The following is a 20,851-nucleotide window of genomic DNA, read 5'->3' as shown; positions in this document are numbered from 1 at the left end:
CGCGCGTCGGACTCAGATCCGGCCGACGACCTTGCGCGGGGTGACGCGGACGACGACGCGGGGCGCGTCGTGCACGGACCGCGGGTTCCACTCCACGTACTTCAGACCGGTGTACTTGAGCGAGAGCTCGTTGATGAGCTCCTGCCCGCCTTCCGTCGTCATGCTCGCCTCGCCGCGGATCTCGGCGTACGTGTACGGCTCGTCGAAGGGCTGGAGCAGCACCGTCACGCGCGGGTCGCGCCGCAGGTTGGTCTCCTTGCGGCGGCCGATCGTGGTGGAGAACAGCACGTCGTCGCCGTCCCGCTTCACCCAGACCGGTGACACCTGGGGGCTGCCGTCGGGCTGGATGGTGGCGACGGCGACGAACACCGGGGAGTCGAGCCGGGCCTTGAGCTTCTCGGACAGTTCGGCGGGCATGGAAGTCCACTCCTCTACTTCGACTGCTTGGGCGGCGCTTCGGGCCCTACACACCTACCCGCTGTCGCCGTCAGTGCGACGTACGCACCACCAGAGCCGTGGCGATGGCCGCGAGTCCGTCGCCCCGGCCCGGGAAGCCGAGCCCGTCGGTGGTGGCCCCGGAGACCGAGACGGGCGCGCCCGCGGCTTCGGAGAGCACCTGCTGCGCCTCGTCGCGCCGCTTGCCGATCTTGGGCCGGGGGCCGATCACCTGCACGGCCACGTTGCCGATGGTGAATCCGGCGTCCCGGACGATCCGCGCGGCCTCGGCGAGCAGCTTGATGCCGGGGGCGCCGGACCACTCGGGGCGGCCGGTGCCGAAGTGCGCGCCGAGGTCGCCGAGGCCCGCAGCGGAGAACAGCGCGTTGCAGGCGGCGTGCGCGACGACGTCCGCGTCGGAGTGCCCGGCGAGGCCGGGCCCCTCGTCCTCCCACTTGAGGCCGGCGCACCACAGTTCGCGGCCCTCTTCGAAGGCGTGGATGTCGGTGCCGATGCCGACCTGCGGCAGGACGACCGGCGGGGTCTCAGAAGCCATCGTTGAGCCTCCTGCGGGCGAGCACGGCCTCGGCGAGGACGAGGTCGAGGGGGCGCGTCACCTTGAAGGCCTCCTCGTGGCCGGGTACGACGACGACCTGGAGGCCCAGCTGCTCGACCATGCTCGCGTCGTCCGTGACGTTGTCGGTGACCGTCTCGTGGGCGCGCACGAGGATGTCGCGGTCGAAGCCCTGCGGGGTCTGCACGGCGCGCAGCCGGGCCCGCTCGGGGGTGGCCACCACGGGCTCGGGCTGACCGGGCTCGCCCGGCTCGACCTCCTTGACGGTGTCGGCCAGGGGCAGCGCGGGCACGACGGCGGGCGCGCCCTCACGGACGGCCTCGATGACGCCGTCCACCGTGTCGACGGGCACCAGGGGGCGGGCCGCGTCGTGCACCAGGACGACGCCGATGCCGGGCGGCAGCGCGTCGAGGCCGAGCTTCACGGACTCCTGGCGGGTGTCGCCGCCGGGGACCACGACGAAGTCGGTGCGCTCGGGCAGTGCGTGGTCGTCCAGGAGGGTCTTGACCTCGTTCGCGCCGTCCGGGGGCGCCACCACGACGACCAGGGAGACCGCGCGGGAGGCGGCCATGGCCCGGATGGCGTGGATGAGCATCGGAGTGCCGTTCAGCGCGCGGAGCGCTTTGGGGGCGCCCGGGCCGAGACGCACGCCGCGTCCGGCGGCGGGAATCACGACCGCGGTGCGGGATTCGCTAGACATCGGTTCCGTTCAGGTTTGTACGCTCGGCAGACATGGGTATGGCCACACCGTGCCGGGCGCGACGCCTTGACCGGACCCTTCCGTGACATCTGGTCGAGCCAGCTGCCCGAGCCCGGCACGCCAAGCAAGCATCGGGGGATTCTCGAAGAGAAGATACGTTCGGATACGAACATGCCGCAGCGCCCGGCGACACCATTGAGGGTCAGCGGGCACCGCGGCATTTCATGGCGCCAAGACGTATGCGTATGTCAGGACGCGATCAGGACGCGAGGACCTCGTCGAGCAGGGCCTCGGCCTTGTCCTCGTTCGTGTTCTCCGCGAGGGCGAGCTCGCTCACCAGGATCTGCCGAGCCTTGGCGAGCATGCGCTTCTCACCTGCGGACAGTCCGCGCTCACGCTCCCGACGCCACAGGTCACGCACGACTTCCGCGACCTTGATGACATCGCCGGAGGCGAGCTTCTCGAGATTTGCCTTGTAGCGACGGGACCAGTTCGTCGGCTCTTCGGCGTACGGCGCGCGCAGCACCTCGAAGACCCGGTCGAGCCCGTCCTGACCGACCACATCACGCACGCCGACGAACTCCGCATTGTCCGCAGGCACACGTACCGTCAAGTCGCCCTGAGCGACCTTCAGCACCAAGTAGGTCTTGTCCACGCCTTTGATCTGGCGAGTTTCGATGGCCTCGATCAGCGCGGCCCCGTGATGGGGATAGACCACGGTGTCGCCAACCTTGAACGTCATGTGACAGGTACCCCTTCCGTGGCTATCCATCCTAACACGAGAACGGCCTCTTCTGAATGGCGTTTTCGCAGGTCAGGGCATATCTCGGGGCTTGACAACAGCAACAGGAACGTGCTGCGGACGGCTAGCGGAGCGGGGTATTCGCAGGTGGGAGCCGCTCTCCGGGGAGGGTGAAACGTGCCCGTCACACGCCCTCCGAGAGCGCTCCACCAGGCCGAACGTCCCGGTTTGCCGGGTTCCAAGCGGTGAACTTCCGCTACTCCGTTCGGCGACGGAAGGGAGGTGCGACTCTTCGTTCGGCGCGAATCCGGAATTGATCAAGCGATCCTCGTGATCAATTTCCGGCACTTCCCCGGACCGCCATGCATTCCTTACCGGAAATCCGCAAGGCGGGCCGTGATGACTCTTGACGGCGCTTATGTGAATGGTGAACGAGAGAACAATGATCTCGCCGTGACAGAAGGGAAGCGGGTGGTGAGACGAGGGCGCCGTGGGGAGGCCGGCGGTGCCTAGGGGCGGGTCGGGTGCGGTGGTGCGGGAACGGCTCGGTAACCTAAGCCCGCTGACACACCCTTAGGGCGGCTTTACAGCCGCCCGCCCCTCCCGTACCGCTCTCGTTCAAGGAGTTGCCGCCGCCGTGAGCCGCAGCCTTCGACGTGGCGTCATCGCCGCCACTGCCATCGCGTTCTCGCTCACCTCGCTCGCCGCGTGCGGGGCCGGCAACGACGCCGCGACCAACGAGATCAAGCCGGACAACGCCGCGACCGCCGTCGGCGACATCAAGATCCAGAACGCCATGGTCATCACCCAGCCCGACCTGGAGTCGACGGGTCCCGCGGTGATCGCCGCGACGATCTTCAACAACGGCTCCACCGCCCAGACCCTGGACGGCATCACGGTCGTCGGCACCGGCAAGAAGGCCAAGATCACGCCGGGCAAGGACGACAAGAGCTCCAAGCGGGGCGGTCCGCTGACCATCCCGGCCGGCGGCTCGGTCATCATCGGCGGCAAGGACAACGCGTCCGCCGTCCTGCCCAGCAGCCGCGAGGCCGTCAAGGACGGCAACGCGCAGTCGGTCACCTTCGCCTTCAGCAAGACCGGCGACGTGAAGATGAAGACCTTCGTCATCCCGGCCGAGAGCTACTTCAAGAAGTGGGGCCCGAGCGAGGTCCCGAAGGCGCCGGACGCCAAGCCGTCCACGAAGCCGTCGGGCAGCGCGTCCACCGACCCGTCGGGCGCGGCCTCCACCAACCCGTCGGGCGCGCCGTCCGACGGCGTGAGCACCGACCCGTCCGGTGCGGCCTCCACGCCTGCCGACGGCGGTGCCGCCTCGCACGGCGCCGGCGAGGGTGCCGCCGAGCACTGATCGACGTACGTACGCATACGGAAGGGCGGGAACCCCGAGGGGTTCCCGCCCTTTCCCGTGTTCCTCGCGGTTTACGGCTCGAACTTGTAGCCCAGGCCTCGCACCGTCACCAAGTAGCGCGGCGCCCCCGGGTCCGGCTCGATCTTGGCGCGCAGGCGCTTGACGTGGACGTCGAGGGTCTTGGTGTCGCCCACGTAGTCGGCGCCCCAGACTCGGTCGATGAGCTGCATGCGGGTCAGCACGCGGCCCGCGTTGCGCAGCAGCATCTCCAGGAGGTCGAACTCCTTCAGGGGCAGGTCGACCTTGGAGCCGGAGACCGTGACCACGTGGCGGTCGACGTCCATCCGGACCGGGCCCGCCTCCAGGGCCTGCGGCGTGACCTCCTCCGGCTCGCCCCTGCGGCGCAGGACCGCACGGATGCGGGCCACCAGCTCGCGGGACGAGAAGGGCTTGGTGACGTAGTCATCGGCTCCTATTTCGAGGCCCACGACCTTGTCGATCTCGCTGTCCTTGGCGGTGACCATGATCACCGGGACGTTGGAGCGGCCGCGCAGCTGGCGGCAGACTTCCGTGCCGGGCAGGCCCGGCAGCATCAGGTCGAGCAGGACGAGGTCGGCGCCGTTGCGCTCGAACTCGTCGAGTCCGTCCGGGCCGGTGGCCGCGATGGCGACCTCGAAGCCCTCCTTGCGGAGCATGTAGGACAGGGCGTCGGAGAAGGACTCCTCGTCCTCTACGACGAGCACTCGGGTCACGGAAGGACCTCCGGGGCAGGGATGGGTTCGTACGCTGTGGTCTCGTCGGGCCGTGCGGTGTCGGCGTCGTTGCCGAGTCCGCCGTGACCGGATCCGCGGTCGCGGGTCGCGGCTGCTTCGGGCAGCCGCAGGGTGAAGGTGGAGCCCTGTCCCTCCGAGCTCCACACGGTGACCTCCCCGCCGTGCGAGGCGGCCACGTGCTTGACGATGGCGAGGCCGAGGCCGGTGCCGCCGGTGGCCCGGGAGCGCGCCGGGTCTACGCGGTAGAAGCGCTCGAAGATGCGCTCCTTGTCCTTGTCGGAGATGCCGATGCCCTGGTCGGTGACGGCCACCTCGATGAGATCCCCGCCGGGTGCGGTGACCCGGCGGGCGGCGATGCCCACACGGGTGCGGGCCGGGCTGTAGTTCACGGCGTTCTCGACGAGGTTGCCGAGCGCCGCGGCGAGCTGGCCGCGGTTTCCCCATATCTGCAGGTCGGCGGTGCCGCCCGCGGCCATGGTGATCTGCTTGTGGGAGGCCTGGTGACGGCTGCGGTCGATCGCCTCCGCCACCAGTTCATCGACACGGACGGGTTCGGCGTCCTCCAGGGGGTCGTCGTTCTGGACCCGGGAGAGGTCGATGAGCTCCTGGACGAGGCTGGTCAGGCGGGTCGCCTCGATCTGCATCCGGCCGGCGAAGCGCTCGACGGCCTCGGGGTCGTCGGAGGCGTCCATGACGGCCTCGGAGAGGAGGGAGAGAGCCCCTACCGGGGTCTTCAGTTCGTGGCTCACGTTCGCCACGAAGTCACGTCGTACGGCTTCGATGCGGCGGGCCTCGGTGAGGTCCTCGACCAGGAGGAGCACCAGGCGGGAGCCGAGCGGGGCGACGCGGGCGGAGACGGCGAGTGCCTCGCCCCGGCCGGTGCCGCGGCGCGGCAGGTCCAGCTCGACCTGGCGTATCTCTCCGTCGCGGCGGGTGTCCCGCGCCATCTGCAGCATGGGCTCCACGGCGAGCTTGCCGCCGCGGACCAGGCCAAGCGCGTACGCCGCGGAGCTGGCCTTCACGACGCTGTCCGCCTCGTCGAGGACGACGGCGGACGAGCGGAGCACGGAGAGCACCGTGTCGACGCCCGGTGGCAGTACGGGGTCGGTGTGCAGGGATGTCCGGGTGGGGCGTTTCAGGTCGCGCTCGCTCCAGCGGAACGCCAGCATGGCGATGACACCGGTGCACACCCCGGCGATCGCTGCCGCTGCGGCGACCGCCGCGTTCACGTCCATGCCTCCAGGTTATGCGCCCTTTACGCACCGGCCACAGCCATACGGGTGCGGCCTCGAACACTCGTCGCCCAGAGTTCACCGAGGGGACGGGGATGGTTCACTTCGACCGAACGGGCCGACCGGGGCCGGGCAGGGGTCTCTCCGGGGCGGACGTTCCCCGTCGCCCATAGTTCACCTTGGTGACAGTGACGGTTCATTTGGGATGTCGGAAACGGACGCGTCCGACCCGCACCGTGGGAGCGTGGGGGTCACCCCCCGGGACGTACTAGAGAGGGACATCCACATGCGGGACGCGTACCACGAGGAACTTGACTCGATCGGCGAGGGCCTGGTCGAGATGGCCCGGCTCGTCGGGTCGGCGATCGGGCGCGCCACCACGGCCATGCTCGACGCCGACCTGAAGATGGCCGAGAGCGTGATCGCCGCTGACCAGAAGGTCGACGATCTGCAGCACGAACTGGAGGCCCGCGCGATAGCCCTGCTCGCGCGGCAGCAGCCGGTCGCCACCGATCTGCGCATCGTCGTCACCTCGCTGCGGATGAGCGCCGACCTGGAGCGCTCGGGCGACCTCGCCCAGCACGTGGCCAAGCTGACCCGGCTGCGTTTCCCCGAGTCGGCCGTGCCGCGCGATCTGCACGCGACCATCCTGGAGATGGGGCAGCTCGCGCAGCGGCTGATGGCGAAGGCCGCCGAGGTCATCATCACCAAGGACGTCGATCTCGCGCTGCAGCTCGAGCAGGACGACGACGAGATGGACCTGCTGCACCGCACGCTCTTCCAGCACCTGATGGACGACCGGTGGAAGCACGGCATCGAGACCGCCGTGGACGTGACGCTGCTGGGCCGTTACTACGAGCGGTTCGCCGACCACGCGGTTTCCGTGGCCAAGCGGGTCGTGTACCTCGTCACCGGTGAGCACGCGGATGAGATTCAGCAGGCGGGGGCGCCTGTGGAAGGGGCCTGAGGCCTCCTTCTCCCGCTCGCATTCGCCGGCTCACGTAAAGGGTGTGCCCCGCGCTTTCCGCGCGGGGCACACCCTTTGGCGTGGTGACTGCTCGGCGTGGTGACTGCGTTACCCGCAGCCCCCGCCGCACTGGCACGATCCACCCTGCTGGCAGCCGCAGCCGCAGCCCGAGCCGCAGCCACAGGCTCCCAGCAGGACCAGTTCGGGCAGGCCTGGTGTCACGGTCGGCTGCTCCGGGGTGAACACGGGGTTGGGGGACTCGGCCATGGGTCTCCTCCTCGAAGGCGTACTGCCTGTCTCCCATCTCATGCCCAGACCTGACGGCGCATCAACGGCGCACGCGAGCGCGGGCGTCGGCTGCGGGAGCCTCCTCTGCGGTCTCTTCCGCGGTCCCTTCCGCGGTCCCTTCCGCGGTCTGCGAAGCCGGAGCCACCGGCACGGCCCCCGCCCCCACCTCGGTCTCCTCCTCCGGAAGCCCCCTCATCAGCGTCCAGTAGCCGAGCGCCGCGAACGTACCGATGACGGCGCAGATGCCCCACAGCCAGTCCGCCCCGAAGCGGTCGATCACGAAGCCGGACATCAGCGGGGCGACGAGCGCGGCCACGGCCCACGACATGGTGTACATGCCCTGGTAGCGCCCCCTGCCGTGGAGGGGCGAGAGCCGCACCACAAGTCCCGTCTGTGTTGGCGCGTTGACGATTTCGGCCAGCGTCCAGACGCACACGGTCAGCGCGAAGACGCCGATCGACCCGGCGAAGGCGGTGAGCCCGAAGCCGTATCCGGCGAGCAGCGCGGAGATGATCAGCAGCCGCTGCGGGTCCCGGTGCTCGATGAAGCGGGTGACCGGGATCTGCAGGACGACGATCAGTACGCCATTGACGGCGATGGCCATGCCGTAATCGGCGGGCGTGAAGCCGGCCTCGCCCATGGCGACGGGCAGCCCCACGGACCCCTGTTGAAAGATCAGCGCGATAAGGAACGAAAGACCCACGACCCCCATGAACCGCCCGTCCCGCAGGACCGTCCCGAGCCCCGCCTCCGGCTCGGCGTCCTTCTCCAGGGCGGTGCGCACGGGCCGTGACTCCGGCAGTTTCGCGAAGACGACGATCGCGCAGGCCATGGTCATGGCGGCCTCGATGAGGAACCCGGCGAGATAGCTGAACTCGGCGATGAAGCCGGCGCCCATGGCAGAGATCGCGAACCCGAGGTTGATCGCCCAGTAGTTGAGGGAGAAGGCCCGCACCCGGTCCTCGGGCCGCACGATGTCCGCCATCATCGCCTGGACGGCGGGCCGGGAGGCGTTGCTGGCCATACCGACCAGGAAGGCCACGGCGGCGATGGCCAGCGGGTCCTTCATGAACCCGAGCAGGGCGACGGAGAGCGCCGTGGAGGACTGGGCGATGAGGAGGGTGGGCCGCCGCCCGAGCCGGTCGGTCATGACGCCCGCGCCCAGCGAGGAGATGACTCCGCCGAGCCCGTGCAGGGCGGCGACGAGCCCGGCGTACGTCGCGGAGTAGCCGCGGTCCAGGGTCAGATAGAGCGCCATGAAGGTGGCGACGAAGGCGCCGAGCCGGTTGACGAGGGTGCTGGTCCACAGCCACCAGAACTCTCGGGGCAGCCCCGAGACGGACTCTCTTGCGGCACGTCTCATGGCGGCGAGCGACATCGGTTTCCCCCACAGATCAGGCAGGCGCGCGAACAGCGTGTGCAAGCCTGTGTAAGCGTCCACGTGTAAGCGTCTCTAGCGACGACTGCACATTACGATCCCGATGGTTCGGGGAGCCACCGGATTAACAGAAACCGTCAACTGACCACCCTGCGGCGGGGCCTGTGTCCACGCCCCGGCCGGGCGCGCGGGGCGCCCGACGGTTCGATTACGCTCAGGGGCATGGCCGACGCACCGTACAAGCTGATCCTCCTCCGCCACGGCGAGAGCGAGTGGAACGCGAAGAACCTGTTCACCGGCTGGGTGGACGTCAACCTCAACGAGAAGGGCGAGAAGGAGGCGGTCCGCGGCGGTGAGCTGCTCAAGGACGCCGGCCTGCTCCCCGACGTGGTCCACACGTCGCTCCAGAAGCGCGCGATCCGCACGGCGCAGCTCTCCCTGGAGGCTGCCGACCGCCACTGGATCCCGGTCCACCGCAGCTGGCGCCTGAACGAGCGCCACTACGGCGCCCTCCAGGGCAAGGACAAGGCGCAGACCCTGGCCGAGTTCGGCGAGGAGCAGTTCATGCTCTGGCGCCGCTCGTACGACACCCCGCCGCCGGCCCTTGACCGCGATGCGGAGTACTCGCAGTTCTCCGACCCCCGCTACGCGACGCTGCCGCCGGAGCTGCGCCCCCAGACGGAGTGCCTCAAGGACGTCGTCGTCCGCATGCTCCCGTACTGGTTCGACGGCATCGTCCCGGACCTCCTGGACGGCAAGACGGTCCTGGTCGCCGCGCACGGCAACTCGCTGCGCGCCCTGGTCAAGCACCTGGACGGCATCTCCGACGAGGACATCGCGGGCCTGAACATCCCCACGGGCATCCCGCTGGCCTACGAACTGGACGCCGAGTTCAAGCCGGTGAAGCCGGGCGGCACGTACCTGGACCCGGAGGCGGCGAAGGCTGCCATCGAGGCGGTCAAGAATCAGGGCAAGAAGAAGTAGGCAGAGCTGAAGAAGCCCCCTACCCGCGGATTCTCTGCTGGTAGGGGGCTTTTTGCTGTGCTCACCCGCGAGGCCGGACGGCGATGGTCCGCGGCTGCGAAGAGGTCATGTGCCTATGGGATGGTGGTCGGGTGACGACGCTGGAGGATCTGGTCCGGTTGCGCCGGGCCCGCGACACCATGGATCGCGACTACGCCGAGCCGCTCGATGTCCCGGCGCTCGCCCGCGTCGCCCTCATGTCGGCGGGCCACTTCTCCCGCAGCTTCCGTGCCGCCTTCGGTGAGACGCCGTACAGCTATCTGATGACGCGCCGCATCGAGCGGGCCAAAGCGCTGTTGCGGCGGGGCGACTTGACGGTGACGGATGTCTGCTTCGCCGTGGGCTGTACGTCCCTCGGGTCCTTCAGCTCGCGGTTCACCGAGCTTGTCGGTGAGAGCCCGAGCGCGTACCGGGCCCGGAGCCATGATGAGGGCGCCGACGTCCCTGCCTGCATCGCCAAGATCCACACGCGACCGGTCAGGAACGGAGAAGCCGGATCCGGCGCCCGACCGTAGCGTGGAGCGCATGGACATCAAGCTTTCCCAGACCTTCATCGCCGTCGACGACCACGACAAGGCGCTCGCCTTCTACCGCGACATTCTCGGCCTCGAGGTACGGGGCGACGTCGGGTACGCGGACATGCGCTGGGTGACGATCGGGGCGCCCTCGCAGCCGGACGTGAACATCGTCCTGGAACCCCCGCTGGCCGACCCGAACGCATCGGAGGCCGACAAGCAGGCCATGGCCGAACTCCTCGGCAAGGGCCTGCTGCGCGGCGTCGTCTTCTCGACCGACGACGTCGACGCGACGTTCGAGCGCATCAGCACGGCGGGCGGCGAGGTGCTGCAGGAGCCGGTCGACCAGCACTGGGGCGTCCGCGACTGCGCCTTCCGCGACCCCGCCGGGAACATGGTGCGCTTCAGCCGGCCGCGCGGGAAGTGAGCGCCAGGTGTCACGGGCTGCCCACCTCAGTGACGCCCTGCGCGACCTCACCCACGGCGTCCAGGATCCCCTGCCCGAAGGCGGTCGGGGCGATCAGCACCCCGAAGACCAGCACGACGGCCATGGTCATTCCTGTGTCGAGCCGCGTCCGAGGCGCTACGCGTCTACGCCACAACAGGACGATGACGACAGCCAGCAGAACCGCGAGATCGATCGTCAGCACCACTGGGCCAGTCCTCCCGTCAGGCAAGAACGTTCCAGTCCTCCTGTGTAGCCCGAACCACGCGCCGCGGTCGATCAGTTACCGACGGTTGGCGACATTGTGTGCATCCGGGGCCGGATTGACTCATGCCCGGCGCCTATGCCGGATGCACGCTGCGCCTCGTACAAGTTCCGGGGCCGGACCACATCCGTCGTCCCATAGAGCTCGATGCGCGAGTGCAGCTCTCCGGAGAAGTCGGGTACGTCGATCTGGTCGAACTCCCGTACCTCGTTGATGCCCACCGTGGCGCTGTGGGGCGCCAGGCCGTCGATCTTCATCAGGCCCGCGCGGTGGTTCGTCACGCGGATGTTCCAGTGCGTGAAGCGGGCGCCGAAGAGCGGGCCCGCGCCGGCGTCTCCGCCGTGGCGGCCGTTGTTGTTGACGGTGATGTCCGTGCGGACGTTCGCGAAGGGCATGCCTCGGTGGCTGTCGAAGGTGCCCATGTCCATCGTGCCGCGTGACCAGACGTTGTAGGAGGAGAGGCCTTCTACGTTGATGCCGTGGAGCTGGGTTCCTGACGGGGCCGGGACCGTGCGCTGCTCGATGGTGAAGTCCTCGATCAGGTTGTCGTGGGAGCCCTCGCGGCAGAAGTACGGGTGGTGCGAACCTCGGCCCGCGACACGGGTGTTGCGGAGGGTGCAGGCGGATGCGCCGACGAGCCCGAAGCCGTTGTCGACATGGCGTACGACGATGTCGTCCGCCCAGCAGTCGTACGCGCACTGGAACGTGACGCCGTTGTAGCCCTTGTCCAGGAGGTGCGGGGACTGGGGCGTCTCGACCGCCTCGAGGGTGAGGCCCTCGACCCCCGCGTTCGTCAACGCCTGGACGTGGGTGGTGAGTCGGGGGTCCCACTCCGGGCGTACGTCCAGGGGGAGGGGGCGTTCGAGGGTGACGGTGCTCTTCTTCACTGAGGTGATGCGTACCGGCCACTCGTACGGGACGTATGAAGTCAGTTTCGTCTTGTCGTCCCAGGTGTAGGCCTCCGGGCCCGGTCCTCCGCCCGCCATGTGTTTGAGGAGCGTGTGGTCGGCGTCGTCGGCGAGGCGGAGCAGGACCAGGTCGCCCTTGCGCAGGCGGGAGGTGTCGGTGACCTTCAGGGTGCGGTCGCCGCGGTGTGCCGGGGCGGTGGTCGTGAGGGTCTGCCACTCGTCCCGCTTGTTGCCCGTCCAGCCCTCGATGGGCCAATCCTTCGCCTTGATGGCGGTGGTGAGGGATTCCCAACGCCCTTGTGGACAGAGCCAGATGAGGCCGCCGGCCCAGGACCAGCTGCTCTTGTCGCCGCCGTAGCGGGAGCCGTAGGGGCCGATGAGTTCGGTGAGGTTCTTGGTGGCGTGGAGGGTGGTGCGGGCGCTGCCTGCACCTCGGAGGACGACGTTGTCGTGGGCGATGCGGATGACGTCGTCGATGCGGTACGTACCCGGTGGGATGAGGACGGTGCCGCCGCCGTTCGCTCCCGCTTCGGCCAGGGCGCGGTTGATGGCGGGGGCGGCGTCTGACGTGCCGTCGGGCTTGGCTCCGTAATCGCGTACGTTCGCTACGACTTCGGGGCGGGGCAGGTGGCGGCTGCCGGCTCGGGCGCCGGCTCGGCCTATGTAGGGGATCTGGGGGTGGGTGTACGGGGCCTTCGTGAACTCCCGCCAGAGGGCGGGGGTTTCACCTCGCGGCCGCTGGCCGGCCGCCCACGCGGTTCCGCCGACCGCCGCGCCGCCGGTGGCCGCTGCCGCCGCCGCGACGGCTATCGCGCCGCCGAGTACGCCGCGTCTGCTGGGGTGCTCCATGCCTGTGCCCATATCCGCCTCCACTTTCCATGGATGTGAACGTCGTTCATATTTGCGGTGGCGGTGAGCATGCCATGGGGTTGGCGGCTGGGGAAGGTGTGTGGCAGGCGGGGGCTTTGGTGGGGCTGTGGTGGTGTTCTTGCCGGGGCCGCCCGGTTGTCCTGAGGTTGGCGGTTCCGGGCCGGGCGTCAAGGGCGCTCCGCTGCGCTGCGCGTCGGCTGCGCCGATTCCGCTTCGCTCCACCCTTGACACCCAACCCTCCACCGCGAGAAGCGAATTGACCGGGCGGCCACGAAGCGGGGCTCTTGGGGACGGATCCTTGGGGCGTCCGGCTTGTCTGCCGGGTGCGGACTAGTTCGTCGCAGCGTGCCGCCAACTGAAGGGGCGGGAGGGTGTGCGCGGTCCGCTCGGGATGGGTGGCCGGTTTCGTCAAGCGTCTACCGACCGGCCCCGGCCCCGGCAGCCCCGGCCAGGGGGTATGGGGAACCTACTTTGGGAAAGTTGCGTTTCGCAGTGCCGCGCGCCCCCCTTGTGCCAGAACACTACTTTTCCAAAGTAGGTCCCCCACCCCCCACCCAGTCTGTGATGCGTGACGGTCACCCCGGAAGATCCGGCCGTCCGACGCTTGACGAGACCGGCACCGCTCCCCGGACCGGCCGCGCACCCCTCCCACCCCTCCAGCGGGCTGCGCTGCTACGAACTAGTCCGCACCCGGCAGTGAAGCCGGATGACCCGCCGGGTGGTCCCCGTGAGCCCCGCTTCGTGGCCGCCCGGTCGTCTTCCTTCTCGCGGTGGAGGGGTGGGTGTCAAGGGTGGAGCGCAGCGGAATCGGCGCAGCCGACGCGACGAAGGAGCGCCCTTTACACCCGGCCCGGAACCGCCAACCTCAGGACAACCGGGCGGCCCCGGCGCCAATCAACCGCCGGGAACCCACTACTCCTGAGTCAAGTGAGTGAACGCGTCCAGATTTCGCGTGGGCTCGCCCCGCGACACCCGCCACGCGTACTCCTTGCGGATCGCCGTGGCGAAGCCCAGTTCCAGGAGCGTGTTGAAGGGGCCGTCCGCGTTCTCCAGGACCGAGCCGAGGAGGCGGTCCAGTTCCTCGGGGGTCACCGCGGACAGTGGCAGCTTGCCGGTGAGGTAGATGTCGCCCAGGGAGTCGATCGCGTAACTCACGCCGTACATGCGCAGGTTCCGCTCCAGGAGCCAGCGGTGGACCGCCGCGTCGTTCTCGTCGGGGTGGCGTACCACGAACGCCATCAGCGTCAGCGCATGCTTGCCCAGTTTGAGCGAGAGCGTCGTCGAGAGTTTGCGGGTGCCGGGGAGCTTCACCACGTAGGAGCCGGGCTGCGGGTTCTCCCACTCCAGCTCGGCGTCGTTCAGCGTCTGCTCGATGATCGCCGGTGCGTCAGCCTGATCAGCCATGATGCGAGCGTACGCGACGCCGGTGCTCATGCATCGCCGCCGTGTAGACGTCCGCCGTGGCGGACGCCGCCGTGTCCCAGCCGAAGGATTCCGCGTGCAGCGCGGCCGCCGCGCCCATGCGGTCCACCAGGTGGGGGTTCTCGGCGAAATCGCGCAGTACGCGCGCGTAGTGGGCCGGCTCGTGGCCGGAGATCAGGAAGCCCGTCGTCTCGTCGCGCACCGCGACCGGCAGGCCGCCCACCGACGCCGCAAGGACCGGCGTACCCGCCGCCTGCGCCTCTATGGCCACCAGGCCGAAGGATTCGCTGTAGGACGGCATGACGAGGACCGATGCAGCTCGGAACCAGTCCGCCAGTTGCTCCTGGCCCACCGGGGGCTGGAAGCGGACCACGTCCGCGATTCCCAGCCTGGCCGCCAGCTTCTGGAGGCCCTCCGGCTTGGCGAGGCCGCTGCCGCTGGGGCCGCCCACCACGGGTACGACGATGTTCGAGCGCAGCTCGGGGCGCTGGTCGAGGAGGACGGCTACCGCGCGGAGTAGTACGTCCGGCGCCTTCAGCGGCTGGATGCGGCCCGCGAAGAGGGGGACCAGAGCGTCCTGGGGGAGGCCGAGGCGGTGGCGCGCCGCCGCGCGGCCGTCGGCCGGGCGGAAGCGGTCCAGGTTCACGCCGGGGTGGACGACAGCGACCTTGCCCGCGTCCGCTTCGTAGTGGCGTACGAGTTCGTCGGCCTCTTCGGAGGTGTTGGCGATCAGGCGGTCCGCCGCCCGCACGATCTGTGTCTCGCCGATCACGCGGGCGGCGGGCTCGGGGGTGTCGCCGGCCGCGAGCGCCGCGTTTTTGACCTTTGCCATGGTGTGCATGGCGTGTACCAGCGGCACGCCCCAGCGTTCGGCGGCCAGCCAGCCGACGTGGCCGCTCAGCCAGTAGTGGGAGTGGACCAGGTCGTAGTAGCCGGGGCGGTTGCCGGCCCACGCCTGCATCACGCCGTGCGTGAAGGCACAGAGTTGGGCGGGCAGCTCCTCCTTCGCCAGGCCCTCGTAGGGGCCCGCGTCCACGTGCCGGACCAGGACACCGGGAGCGAGCTCGACGGCGGGCGGCAGCGCGCCCGTGGTCGAGCGCGTGAAGATCTCGACCTCCACGTTGATCGCGGCGAGGCGCTTGGCCAGCTCGACGATGTAGACGTTCATGCCGCCCGCGTCGCCCGTGCCGGGCTGGTGCAGTGGTGAGGTGTGCACGCTCAGCATCGCCACGCGGCGCGGGCGGCGGTGCGTACCGGGGAGCCGGAGTCTGCCGGGCGCTGCCGGAGAGAGGCGACCGAGCCTGGACACGTACTGGGTCACGTGGCGGTCCTCCTTGCGCGCGCGGGCATGGCTTGCGGGAGAGCCCGCAAGAGCCCTCCAGAGGGAGAACATCGGAAGGGCCGCCTCCATTTCCTCTTTGCCAAATCATTACTGGGGCCCGCTCAACCGTTACCGGCTCTCGCGGGCGCATACCCTTTTCCTCATGGCCTCCCGCACCCCTTCCCGCCCCGTGGGAACGGTGACCCGCGGGACCACCAACCCCAACCGGCTGCGCCGCATGGACCGCTGGATCGCCGCCACGCACGGCGCCGAGCTGCGGCGCGCGGCCGACCCCGTGGCCGTCGACCTCGGCTACGGGGCCGCGCCCTGGACCGCCGTCGAGCTGCTGGTGCGGCTGCGCACCGCCGCGCCCCACGCGCGCGTGGTCGGCGTCGAGATCGATCCCGCGCGGGTCGCGGCCGCGAAGCCGTACGAGAGGGAAGGGCTCTCCTTCCGGCACGGCGGCTTCGAGGTGCCGCTGCCCGGCAGGCCCGCGCTGATCCGGGCCGCCAACGTCCTGCGGCAGTACGACGAGGAACAGGTCGCCGCCGTGTGGGAGCGGCTGTGCGCGCGGCTCGCGCCCGGCGGGCTGCTGGTGGAGGGGACCTGCGACGAGATCGGGCGGCGGCACGTCTGGGTCGCGCTCGGCCCCGAAGGCCCGCGCACGGTGACCTTCGCGACCCGCCTTGGCTCGCTCGACCGGCCGTCCGACCTCGCCGAGCGGCTCCCGAAGGCGCTGATCCACCGGAACGTGCCGGGCGAGCCCGTACACGCGTTCCTGCGCGACTTCGACCGGGCCTGGGCGGCAGCGGCCCCGTACGCCTCGTACGGGGCGCGGCAGCGGTGGATCAGGACGGTGCGCGAGCTGGCCGCGGACTGGCCGGTGGCCGATCGGTCTTCGCGCTGGCGGCAGGGTGAAGTGACCGTGCGGTGGGAGGCGTTGGCGCCCCGTCAGGTGTGAACCGCGCCCGGCGGGGAACGGGTCCCCCCGGCCTGACCTGCAGGGAACGATCTTCCAGTGCCGTTCGTCACATGAGACGGGCGGCGGGATGGGAGTTGCCTACGCGCTCTGTCGTATTGCGCGCGGACATGGCACCATCCCCGGGGCAACCACAAGTTACTGACGGTAAATCAGTTTTGGGGGAGGCGGGACGTGACCGGGAAGCGGAGTTCGACGATGGCTGGCATGGCGCTGATCTGCGCGGTGACGGTGCTGACGACACCCGGCACGGCCTTCGCGAGTCCGGCGAAGCCAACGCCCGGCAAGGCCAAGTCCCTTGAGGACGTACGCAAGGAGATCGACCGCCTCTACCACGAAGCGGGCGTCGCCACGGATGCGTACAACGCGGCCGAGGAGAAGTCGAAGAAGCAGTCCGAGCAGATCGTGAAGCTCGCCCGCTCCATCACCAAGGGCCAGCAGAAGCTCGACAAGCTCAAGTCCCGTGCGGGCGCCGCCGCCCGCGCCCAGTACCGCAGCGGCGGGATGCCCTCCGAGGCCCAGTTGATGCTCAGCGACGACCCGCAGGAGTTCCTGGACGGCGCGGGGCGGATGCGGCAGGGCGAGAAGGCCACCAAGGGCATGCTGACCGAGATGGGCCGGACGCAGGAGGACCTGCGGATCTACGCCAAGGACGCCACCGCCCAGTGGAAGAAGCTGGAAGCCAACCGCAAGGCGAAGGCCGCCTCGAAGAAGAAGATCAAGAAGAAGATCGAGGCTGCCGAGGAGATGGAGTCCAAGCTCGAGAAGAAGGAGCGCGAGCGGCTCCGGAAGCTCGAGGAGGAGGCCGCCCTCAAGAAGCAGTCGGCGTGGGTGAGTTCGGGCGTCCTGAAGGACATCAAGGGCAAGGCGACAGGACAGGGCAAGAAGGCCGTCGAGTTCGCCACCGCGCAGATCGGCAAGCCGTACGTGTGGGGCGCCGAGGGCCCCTCCTCGTACGACTGCTCGGGGCTCACCTCACAGGCCTGGGCCGCGGCGGGACAGGGCATTCCGCGTACGTCGCAGGAGCAGTGGAAGCAACTGCCGCGCATCGACATCAAGAACATGCGCCCCGGCGACCTGATCATTTATCACCAGGACGCCAGCCATGTCGGGATGTACCTGGGCGACGGCGCGATCGTGCACGCACCGCGCCCCGGACGCGATGTCACCATCGCCGGAGCGGGATCGATGAAGATCCTCGGGGTCGTACGGCCCGACAAGTAGCCCGGCCGCCGGCCAGAAGCGGCCGACAAGTGACCGTCCCTGTGCGGTGAGTCAGTTGCGCGGCCCTTCTGTGCCGTACGTCATGTGACCCACCGCACCCCCACGTTCCGTGCTCAACCCCTCCGGCGTGATGTTCGTCATCCCCGGTGGGAGCCATCGTGCCCAATTGCAGCCCTACATGCGGCATATGACGGTGGCTGTTTGCGGCTCGGCATTCCAATGGGGCCGTGGCTAACGCTATGGTCCCCGTCGGTGGTGCGGCGACCGTCGCCCCACCATGCCCTCGGGGGGAGGGAAGGAACAAAACCGATGCCCGTACCCATACCGCGGCAGAGAGCGATCCCGGCCGCGGAAAGCGGTCAGGCTCACGCTCTGCCGGCGCCCGTACCCACGTCCGCGGACGTGGGCGCAGACCACCGCCCGACGGAGCAGACAGGCGGCACCGGACTCAGCCTGCTGGTGATCGAGGACGACCCGGCGGGTTCCCTCAGCGTCCCCGCGCTGCTCGACTCCGCGGGCAAGCCCATCCGCATCCGCACCGCCCGCAACCTCACCGAGGCCGAGCGGCTGCTCACCGACGACGTGCACTGCATCCTGCTCGACCTCGCCCTGACGGGCGCCGGCGCCCCCGGGACCGGTGCCTCCGAGGCCGACGAGGACGAGCTCGCCATGCTCAAGCACGTGCTGCGCCTCGCGCCCCGGCACGCCGTCCTCGCGCTCACCGCGAACGGCGACGCCGAGCGCGGTGCCGAGGCGGTGCGTGTCGGCGCCCAGGACTATCTCTTCCGCGACGAGCTGGACGAGCGGCTGCTCAGCCGCGCCATCCGGTACGCCGTGGAGCGCAAGCGCGCCGACGCCGCCCAGCGCCAGCTGACGGAGTCGCGCCTGCGGGCCCAGGAGAACGCCCGTCTGGAGCGCGGCCTGCTGCCCACGCCGCTGCTCGACGGCTCACCGCTGCGGTTCGCGGCCCGCTACCGCCCCGGCCGCTCGCGGGCGCTGCTCGGCGGCGACTTCTACGACACGGTGCGCACCCCCGACGGCTCGGTGCACGTCATGATCGGCGACGTCTGCGGCCACGGCCCCGACGAGGCCGCGCTCGGCGTCGAGCTGCGCATCGCCTGGCGGACGCTGACCTTCGCGGGCCTGTGCGGCGACGAGCTGCTCTCCACCCTGCAGAAGGTCCTTGAGCACGAGCGCGCCGACGACGAGATCTTCGCGACGCTCTGCACCGTCGACATCGCCCCCGACGGCCGCCGGGCCGGACTCTGCCTGGCGGGACACCCGTCCCCGCTGATCGCCCGCGACGGACGGCTCGCGGAGCTGCTTCCGTACGAGAACAGCGGCCCCGCGCTCGGCCTGCTGCCGAACGCCCGCTGGCCGCGCCGCCAGGTGGAGCTCGGCGGCAGGTGGAGCCTGATGCTCTACACGGACGGCCTGATCGAGGGCCGCATCGGCCAGGGCAAGGAGCGCCTCGGCCAGGAGGGCATGGTGGAGATGGTCCGCCGCAAGATCGCGGCGGGGCTGCGGGGCGACGAGCTCCTGGAGGCCGCGGTCAACGAGGTCCGCGACCTCAACGGCGGCGACCTGACGGACGACGTGGCGGTGCTGCTGCTCGACCGGGACCGCTGAGGCCCCGGGCGAGCTGACTACCGGCCGCCGTTGTACGGCCCGTACGGCCCGTCGCTGCTGGAGCCGCGGCGGCCACCGCCGCCTCCGCCGGTGATCTGCTTGATCGCGGGCCGCACGTCCACCATGTACACGATGGTCGCGATGAGCCCGATGATCGGCAGGAACGACAGGATCGGGAAGAGCAGGCTCACCACGAAGGCGATCCCGAGGATGATCAGCCAGAACGGCTTGGTCTTCTTGTCCGCGGCCCGGTAGGCGTCCTCGCGCCGGATCGCGGCGTCGAGCAGCGCGAACCCGCAGAAGACGATCAGGGCCAACGACAGCAGCCACATGAAGTTTGCGAACCCCTGCATCAGCACAACGTCCACCACCAGTCCCGGCTCGTGAGGCCTTCGAAAGTCTTGAGTACGCGAGTCTCGAGTACGCGGACACCGTACCCGCTACCCCGAGAACGGGCCGGGCACTCCGAGAGTGCCCGACCCGGTCCTACGGCAGCAACGGCCGCGACACGCGCCTACTTGGCGGGCGACGTGGTCTTCTTGGCCGTCGTCTTCTTCGCGGTGGTCTTCTTCGCCACCGGCTTCTTCGCCGGGGCGGCGGCCTGCGAGTCGGCGGGCTTCGACTCCGCGGCGGCCGGCTCGGCGTCCGGCTCGACGGCCTCGGCCAGCTCCGAGATCTCATCGGCGGCCTCGCCGCGCCAGGTCTTCACGGCCTGCTCACCGTGCTCGGCGACCTCCTCGTACTTCTCGCGCGCCTTGACCGCGTACTCGGCGGCCACGCCGACCGAGCGCAGCGCCAGGTCCTGAGCGCTCTCGCCGAGCTTCTTCAGATCGGTGTCGAGGGTGCCGATGAACTCGGTGACCTTGGCCTGGATCGTCTCCTGCGCCTCCTTGGCGCGGGTGGCGGCCTTGTCCTGGACGGCCTTGGTGTCGGTGTTGCGCACGGCGTCGAACCGGGCCGGCGCCTCGGCGATCAGCTGCTCGATCAGGCCCGGCACCTTCTTCGCCTGCTGGTACGCCAGGTCCGCGGTGCCCGCGGCGAAGTAGGCGGGGGTGGGGTCGCTGAGGGTCTTGTACAGGTCGTCCTTGATGGCCATGGCGATGGTCCTCCCGGATTCGCTTCAGCTTGAGGGGTGGTCCTTGGGGCTGGCACCACTGCCGTCGGCCGTGCGGGGGCCGTCAGCGGTGGCGTCCACTTCATCTGAGAACGAGGAGCCGTCCGCGTACGCAACATCGTCCGCGTACGACGAGACCTCGAAGCCGTTCTCCTTGCGGAACGACTCGTAGATCTGCAACAGCACTTGCTTCTGCCGCTCGTTGATGGACGGGTCGGCGAGGATGACGGCGCGCGTCTCCAGCTCGTCCCGCTCCTTCTCGTCGAGGATCCCGGCCCGGACGTACAGCGTCTCGGCGGAGATCCGCAGCGCCTTGGCCACCTGTTGCAGGACTTCGGCACTCGGCTTGCGCAGGCCGCGCTCGATCTGGCTCAGATACGGATTGGACACCCCGGCGGCGTCGGCGAGCTGCCGCAGCGAGAGCTGCGCGTTGCGCCGCTGCTCACGCAGATACTCACCGAGATTGCCGACGTTGAGTGATGCCATACGCCGATACTGCCCTGCCCTTGCTAACTATTGCAAGCACATGCTTGCAAAAGTGCGCCATGCCACGTCATGCGCCGGAGATCAGGAGCCCGAGAGATCAGGAGCCCGAGAGATCAGGTGCCGGACAGATCAGGATTCGAGAAGCGCGGGCCCCCGGGCGCCGCATACCGTGAGGCAGGCGACGGAGACCGCGCA

21 protein-coding genes are annotated in these 20,851 nt (G+C 69.6%); 8 read left to right on the top strand and 13 right to left on the bottom strand.

Annotated features, from left to right (window positions below; genetic code table 11):
* Positions 1-12 precede the first annotated feature (12 nt).
* The 4 genes from AB0G47_RS30200 to AB0G47_RS30185 all read right to left on the bottom strand — a co-directional run bounded on the left by AB0G47_RS30200 (position 13) and on the right by AB0G47_RS30185 (position 2,451).
* Positions 13-417, bottom strand: coding sequence for a PPOX class F420-dependent oxidoreductase (locus AB0G47_RS30200; RefSeq protein ID WP_360776473.1), 405 nt, complete (start codon positions 415-417; stop codon positions 13-15).
* Between the two features lie 70 nt (positions 418-487).
* Positions 488-991: a 2-C-methyl-D-erythritol 2,4-cyclodiphosphate synthase gene (gene ispF, locus AB0G47_RS30195; RefSeq protein ID WP_360776471.1), complete on the bottom strand. Its 504-nt coding sequence runs from the start codon at positions 989-991 to the stop codon at positions 488-490.
* Positions 981-1,709 (bottom strand): 2-C-methyl-D-erythritol 4-phosphate cytidylyltransferase, encoded by a 729-nt coding sequence (ispD, locus tag AB0G47_RS30190; protein WP_360776469.1) that lies wholly within the window; start codon positions 1,707-1,709, stop codon positions 981-983. Before ispD ends, ispF begins: the two co-directional genes overlap by 11 nt.
* Positions 1,710-1,968: 259 nt before the next feature.
* Positions 1,969-2,451: a CarD family transcriptional regulator gene (locus AB0G47_RS30185; protein WP_003953493.1), complete on the bottom strand. Its 483-nt coding sequence runs from the start codon at positions 2,449-2,451 to the stop codon at positions 1,969-1,971.
* A gap of 637 nt (positions 2,452-3,088) precedes the next feature.
* Here AB0G47_RS30185 and AB0G47_RS30180 point away from each other — a divergent pair.
* Positions 3,089-3,817: a DUF461 domain-containing protein gene (locus tag AB0G47_RS30180; protein WP_360776467.1), complete on the top strand. Its 729-nt coding sequence runs from the start codon at positions 3,089-3,091 to the stop codon at positions 3,815-3,817.
* A 71-nt stretch (positions 3,818-3,888) separates the two neighbouring features.
* Here the strand turns inward: AB0G47_RS30180 and AB0G47_RS30175 are convergent, their stop codons facing one another.
* Both AB0G47_RS30175 and AB0G47_RS30170 read right to left on the bottom strand, forming a co-directional pair.
* Entirely contained in the window at positions 3,889-4,569 is a 681-nt protein-coding gene (locus AB0G47_RS30175; RefSeq protein ID WP_111665435.1) for a response regulator transcription factor, read from the bottom strand.
* Complete coding sequence (locus AB0G47_RS30170) at positions 4,566-5,825, bottom strand: ATP-binding protein (RefSeq protein ID WP_360776465.1); 1,260 nt, start codon at positions 5,823-5,825, stop codon at positions 4,566-4,568. Before AB0G47_RS30170 ends, AB0G47_RS30175 begins: the two co-directional genes overlap by 4 nt.
* A gap of 283 nt (positions 5,826-6,108) precedes the next feature.
* Between AB0G47_RS30170 and phoU the strand changes: the two genes are divergently transcribed.
* A complete protein-coding gene (gene phoU, locus AB0G47_RS30165; protein ID WP_360776687.1) occupies positions 6,109-6,789 on the top strand; it encodes a phosphate signaling complex protein PhoU in 681 nt (226 codons plus the stop codon).
* 328 nt (positions 6,790-7,117) lie between these two features.
* Here the strand turns inward: phoU and AB0G47_RS30160 are convergent, their stop codons facing one another.
* Entirely contained in the window at positions 7,118-8,455 is a 1,338-nt protein-coding gene (locus AB0G47_RS30160; protein WP_360776463.1) for an MFS transporter, read from the bottom strand.
* Between the two features lie 222 nt (positions 8,456-8,677).
* Here AB0G47_RS30160 and AB0G47_RS30155 point away from each other — a divergent pair, with 222 nt between their 5' ends.
* From AB0G47_RS30155 to AB0G47_RS30145, 3 genes are all read left to right on the top strand, one after another.
* On the top strand, positions 8,678-9,439 hold the full coding sequence (locus tag AB0G47_RS30155; RefSeq protein WP_360776461.1) for a phosphoglyceromutase: 762 nt from the start codon (positions 8,678-8,680) through the stop codon (positions 9,437-9,439).
* A 179-nt stretch (positions 9,440-9,618) separates the two neighbouring features.
* Positions 9,619-9,993: a helix-turn-helix transcriptional regulator gene (locus AB0G47_RS30150; protein WP_266869720.1), complete on the top strand. Its 375-nt coding sequence runs from the start codon at positions 9,619-9,621 to the stop codon at positions 9,991-9,993.
* Between the two features lie 10 nt (positions 9,994-10,003).
* On the top strand, positions 10,004-10,420 hold the full coding sequence (locus AB0G47_RS30145; protein WP_360776459.1) for a VOC family protein: 417 nt from the start codon (positions 10,004-10,006) through the stop codon (positions 10,418-10,420).
* Positions 10,421-10,717: 297 nt separating this feature from the next.
* On the opposite strand, the gene AB0G47_RS30140 is transcribed toward AB0G47_RS30145, so the two are convergent.
* The 3 genes from AB0G47_RS30140 to mshA all read right to left on the bottom strand — a co-directional run bounded on the left by AB0G47_RS30140 (position 10,718) and on the right by mshA (position 15,224).
* On the bottom strand, positions 10,718-12,472 hold the full coding sequence (locus AB0G47_RS30140) for a glycoside hydrolase family 55 protein (protein WP_360776457.1): 1,755 nt from the start codon (positions 12,470-12,472) through the stop codon (positions 10,718-10,720).
* A gap of 921 nt (positions 12,473-13,393) precedes the next feature.
* Entirely contained in the window at positions 13,394-13,885 is a 492-nt protein-coding gene (locus tag AB0G47_RS30135) for a YbjN domain-containing protein (protein WP_360776455.1), read from the bottom strand.
* The gene (gene mshA, locus AB0G47_RS30130) at positions 13,878-15,224 is read right to left on the bottom strand and encodes a D-inositol-3-phosphate glycosyltransferase (protein ID WP_360776453.1); all 1,347 of its coding nucleotides are present in this window, start codon (positions 15,222-15,224) and stop codon (positions 13,878-13,880) included. The genes AB0G47_RS30135 and mshA overlap by 8 nt, the downstream gene beginning before the upstream one ends.
* Before the next feature lie 163 nt (positions 15,225-15,387).
* On the opposite strand from mshA, the gene AB0G47_RS30125 reads away from it, so the two are divergent.
* From AB0G47_RS30125 to AB0G47_RS30115, 3 genes are all read left to right on the top strand, one after another.
* Entirely contained in the window at positions 15,388-16,185 is a 798-nt protein-coding gene (locus AB0G47_RS30125; protein WP_360776451.1) for a class I SAM-dependent methyltransferase, read from the top strand.
* 216 nt (positions 16,186-16,401) lie between these two features.
* Positions 16,402-17,427: an NlpC/P60 family protein gene (locus AB0G47_RS30120; protein WP_360776684.1), complete on the top strand. Its 1,026-nt coding sequence runs from the start codon at positions 16,402-16,404 to the stop codon at positions 17,425-17,427.
* 309 nt (positions 17,428-17,736) lie between these two features.
* Positions 17,737-19,056 (top strand): SpoIIE family protein phosphatase, encoded by a 1,320-nt coding sequence (locus AB0G47_RS30115; RefSeq protein WP_360776449.1) that lies wholly within the window; start codon positions 17,737-17,739, stop codon positions 19,054-19,056.
* Between the two features lie 17 nt (positions 19,057-19,073).
* Here the strand turns inward: AB0G47_RS30115 and AB0G47_RS30110 are convergent, their stop codons facing one another.
* From AB0G47_RS30110 to AB0G47_RS30100, 3 genes are all read right to left on the bottom strand, one after another.
* A complete protein-coding gene (locus AB0G47_RS30110) occupies positions 19,074-19,409 on the bottom strand; it encodes a DUF2516 family protein (protein ID WP_266865021.1) in 336 nt (111 codons plus the stop codon).
* 161 nt (positions 19,410-19,570) lie between these two features.
* Positions 19,571-20,152, bottom strand: a complete 582-nt coding sequence (locus AB0G47_RS30105; RefSeq protein WP_360776446.1) for a hypothetical protein — start codon at positions 20,150-20,152, stop codon at positions 19,571-19,573.
* 24 nt (positions 20,153-20,176) lie between these two features.
* Entirely contained in the window at positions 20,177-20,656 is a 480-nt protein-coding gene (locus AB0G47_RS30100) for a helix-turn-helix transcriptional regulator (protein ID WP_360776444.1), read from the bottom strand.
* Positions 20,657-20,851: the final 195 nt, after the last annotated feature.

It is taken from the genome of Streptomyces sp. NPDC021622 (assembly GCF_040640795.1).
In the GTDB taxonomy this organism is placed as follows: domain Bacteria; phylum Actinomycetota; class Actinomycetes; order Streptomycetales; family Streptomycetaceae; genus Streptomyces.
This window is presented reverse-complemented; position numbering and strand designations above follow the sequence as displayed.

What these genes read in the sequence shown, in the direction of transcription:
- AB0G47_RS30200 (WP_360776473.1), bottom strand. Translation starts at nt 417, where the DNA reads ATGCCCGCCGAACTGTCCGAGAAGCTCAAGGCCCGGCTCGACTCCCCG.
- ispF (WP_360776471.1), bottom strand. Translation starts at nt 991, where the DNA reads ATGGCTTCTGAGACCCCGCCGGTCGTCCTGCCGCAGGTCGGCATCGGC.
- ispD (WP_360776469.1), bottom strand. Translation starts at nt 1,709, where the DNA reads ATGTCTAGCGAATCCCGCACCGCGGTCGTGATTCCCGCCGCCGGACGC.
- AB0G47_RS30185 (WP_003953493.1), bottom strand. Translation starts at nt 2,451, where the DNA reads ATGACGTTCAAGGTTGGCGACACCGTGGTCTATCCCCATCACGGGGCC.
- AB0G47_RS30170 (WP_360776465.1), bottom strand. Translation starts at nt 5,825, where the DNA reads ATGGACGTGAACGCGGCGGTCGCCGCAGCGGCAGCGATCGCCGGGGTG.
- phoU (WP_360776687.1), top strand. Translation starts at nt 6,109, where the DNA reads ATGCGGGACGCGTACCACGAGGAACTTGACTCGATCGGCGAGGGCCTG.
- AB0G47_RS30160 (WP_360776463.1), bottom strand. Translation starts at nt 8,455, where the DNA reads ATGTCGCTCGCCGCCATGAGACGTGCCGCAAGAGAGTCCGTCTCGGGG.
- AB0G47_RS30155 (WP_360776461.1), top strand. Translation starts at nt 8,678, where the DNA reads ATGGCCGACGCACCGTACAAGCTGATCCTCCTCCGCCACGGCGAGAGC.
- AB0G47_RS30150 (WP_266869720.1), top strand. Translation starts at nt 9,619, where the DNA reads ATGGATCGCGACTACGCCGAGCCGCTCGATGTCCCGGCGCTCGCCCGC.
- AB0G47_RS30145 (WP_360776459.1), top strand. Translation starts at nt 10,004, where the DNA reads ATGGACATCAAGCTTTCCCAGACCTTCATCGCCGTCGACGACCACGAC.
- AB0G47_RS30140 (WP_360776457.1), bottom strand. Translation starts at nt 12,472, where the DNA reads ATGGGCACAGGCATGGAGCACCCCAGCAGACGCGGCGTACTCGGCGGC.
- AB0G47_RS30135 (WP_360776455.1), bottom strand. Translation starts at nt 13,885, where the DNA reads ATGGCTGATCAGGCTGACGCACCGGCGATCATCGAGCAGACGCTGAAC.
- AB0G47_RS30125 (WP_360776451.1), top strand. Translation starts at nt 15,388, where the DNA reads ATGGCCTCCCGCACCCCTTCCCGCCCCGTGGGAACGGTGACCCGCGGG.
- AB0G47_RS30120 (WP_360776684.1), top strand. Translation starts at nt 16,402, where the DNA reads ATGGCTGGCATGGCGCTGATCTGCGCGGTGACGGTGCTGACGACACCC.
- AB0G47_RS30115 (WP_360776449.1), top strand. Translation starts at nt 17,737, where the DNA reads ATGCCCGTACCCATACCGCGGCAGAGAGCGATCCCGGCCGCGGAAAGC.
- AB0G47_RS30110 (WP_266865021.1), bottom strand. Translation starts at nt 19,409, where the DNA reads ATGCAGGGGTTCGCAAACTTCATGTGGCTGCTGTCGTTGGCCCTGATC.
- AB0G47_RS30105 (WP_360776446.1), bottom strand. Translation starts at nt 20,152, where the DNA reads ATGGCCATCAAGGACGACCTGTACAAGACCCTCAGCGACCCCACCCCC.
- AB0G47_RS30100 (WP_360776444.1), bottom strand. Translation starts at nt 20,656, where the DNA reads ATGGCATCACTCAACGTCGGCAATCTCGGTGAGTATCTGCGTGAGCAG.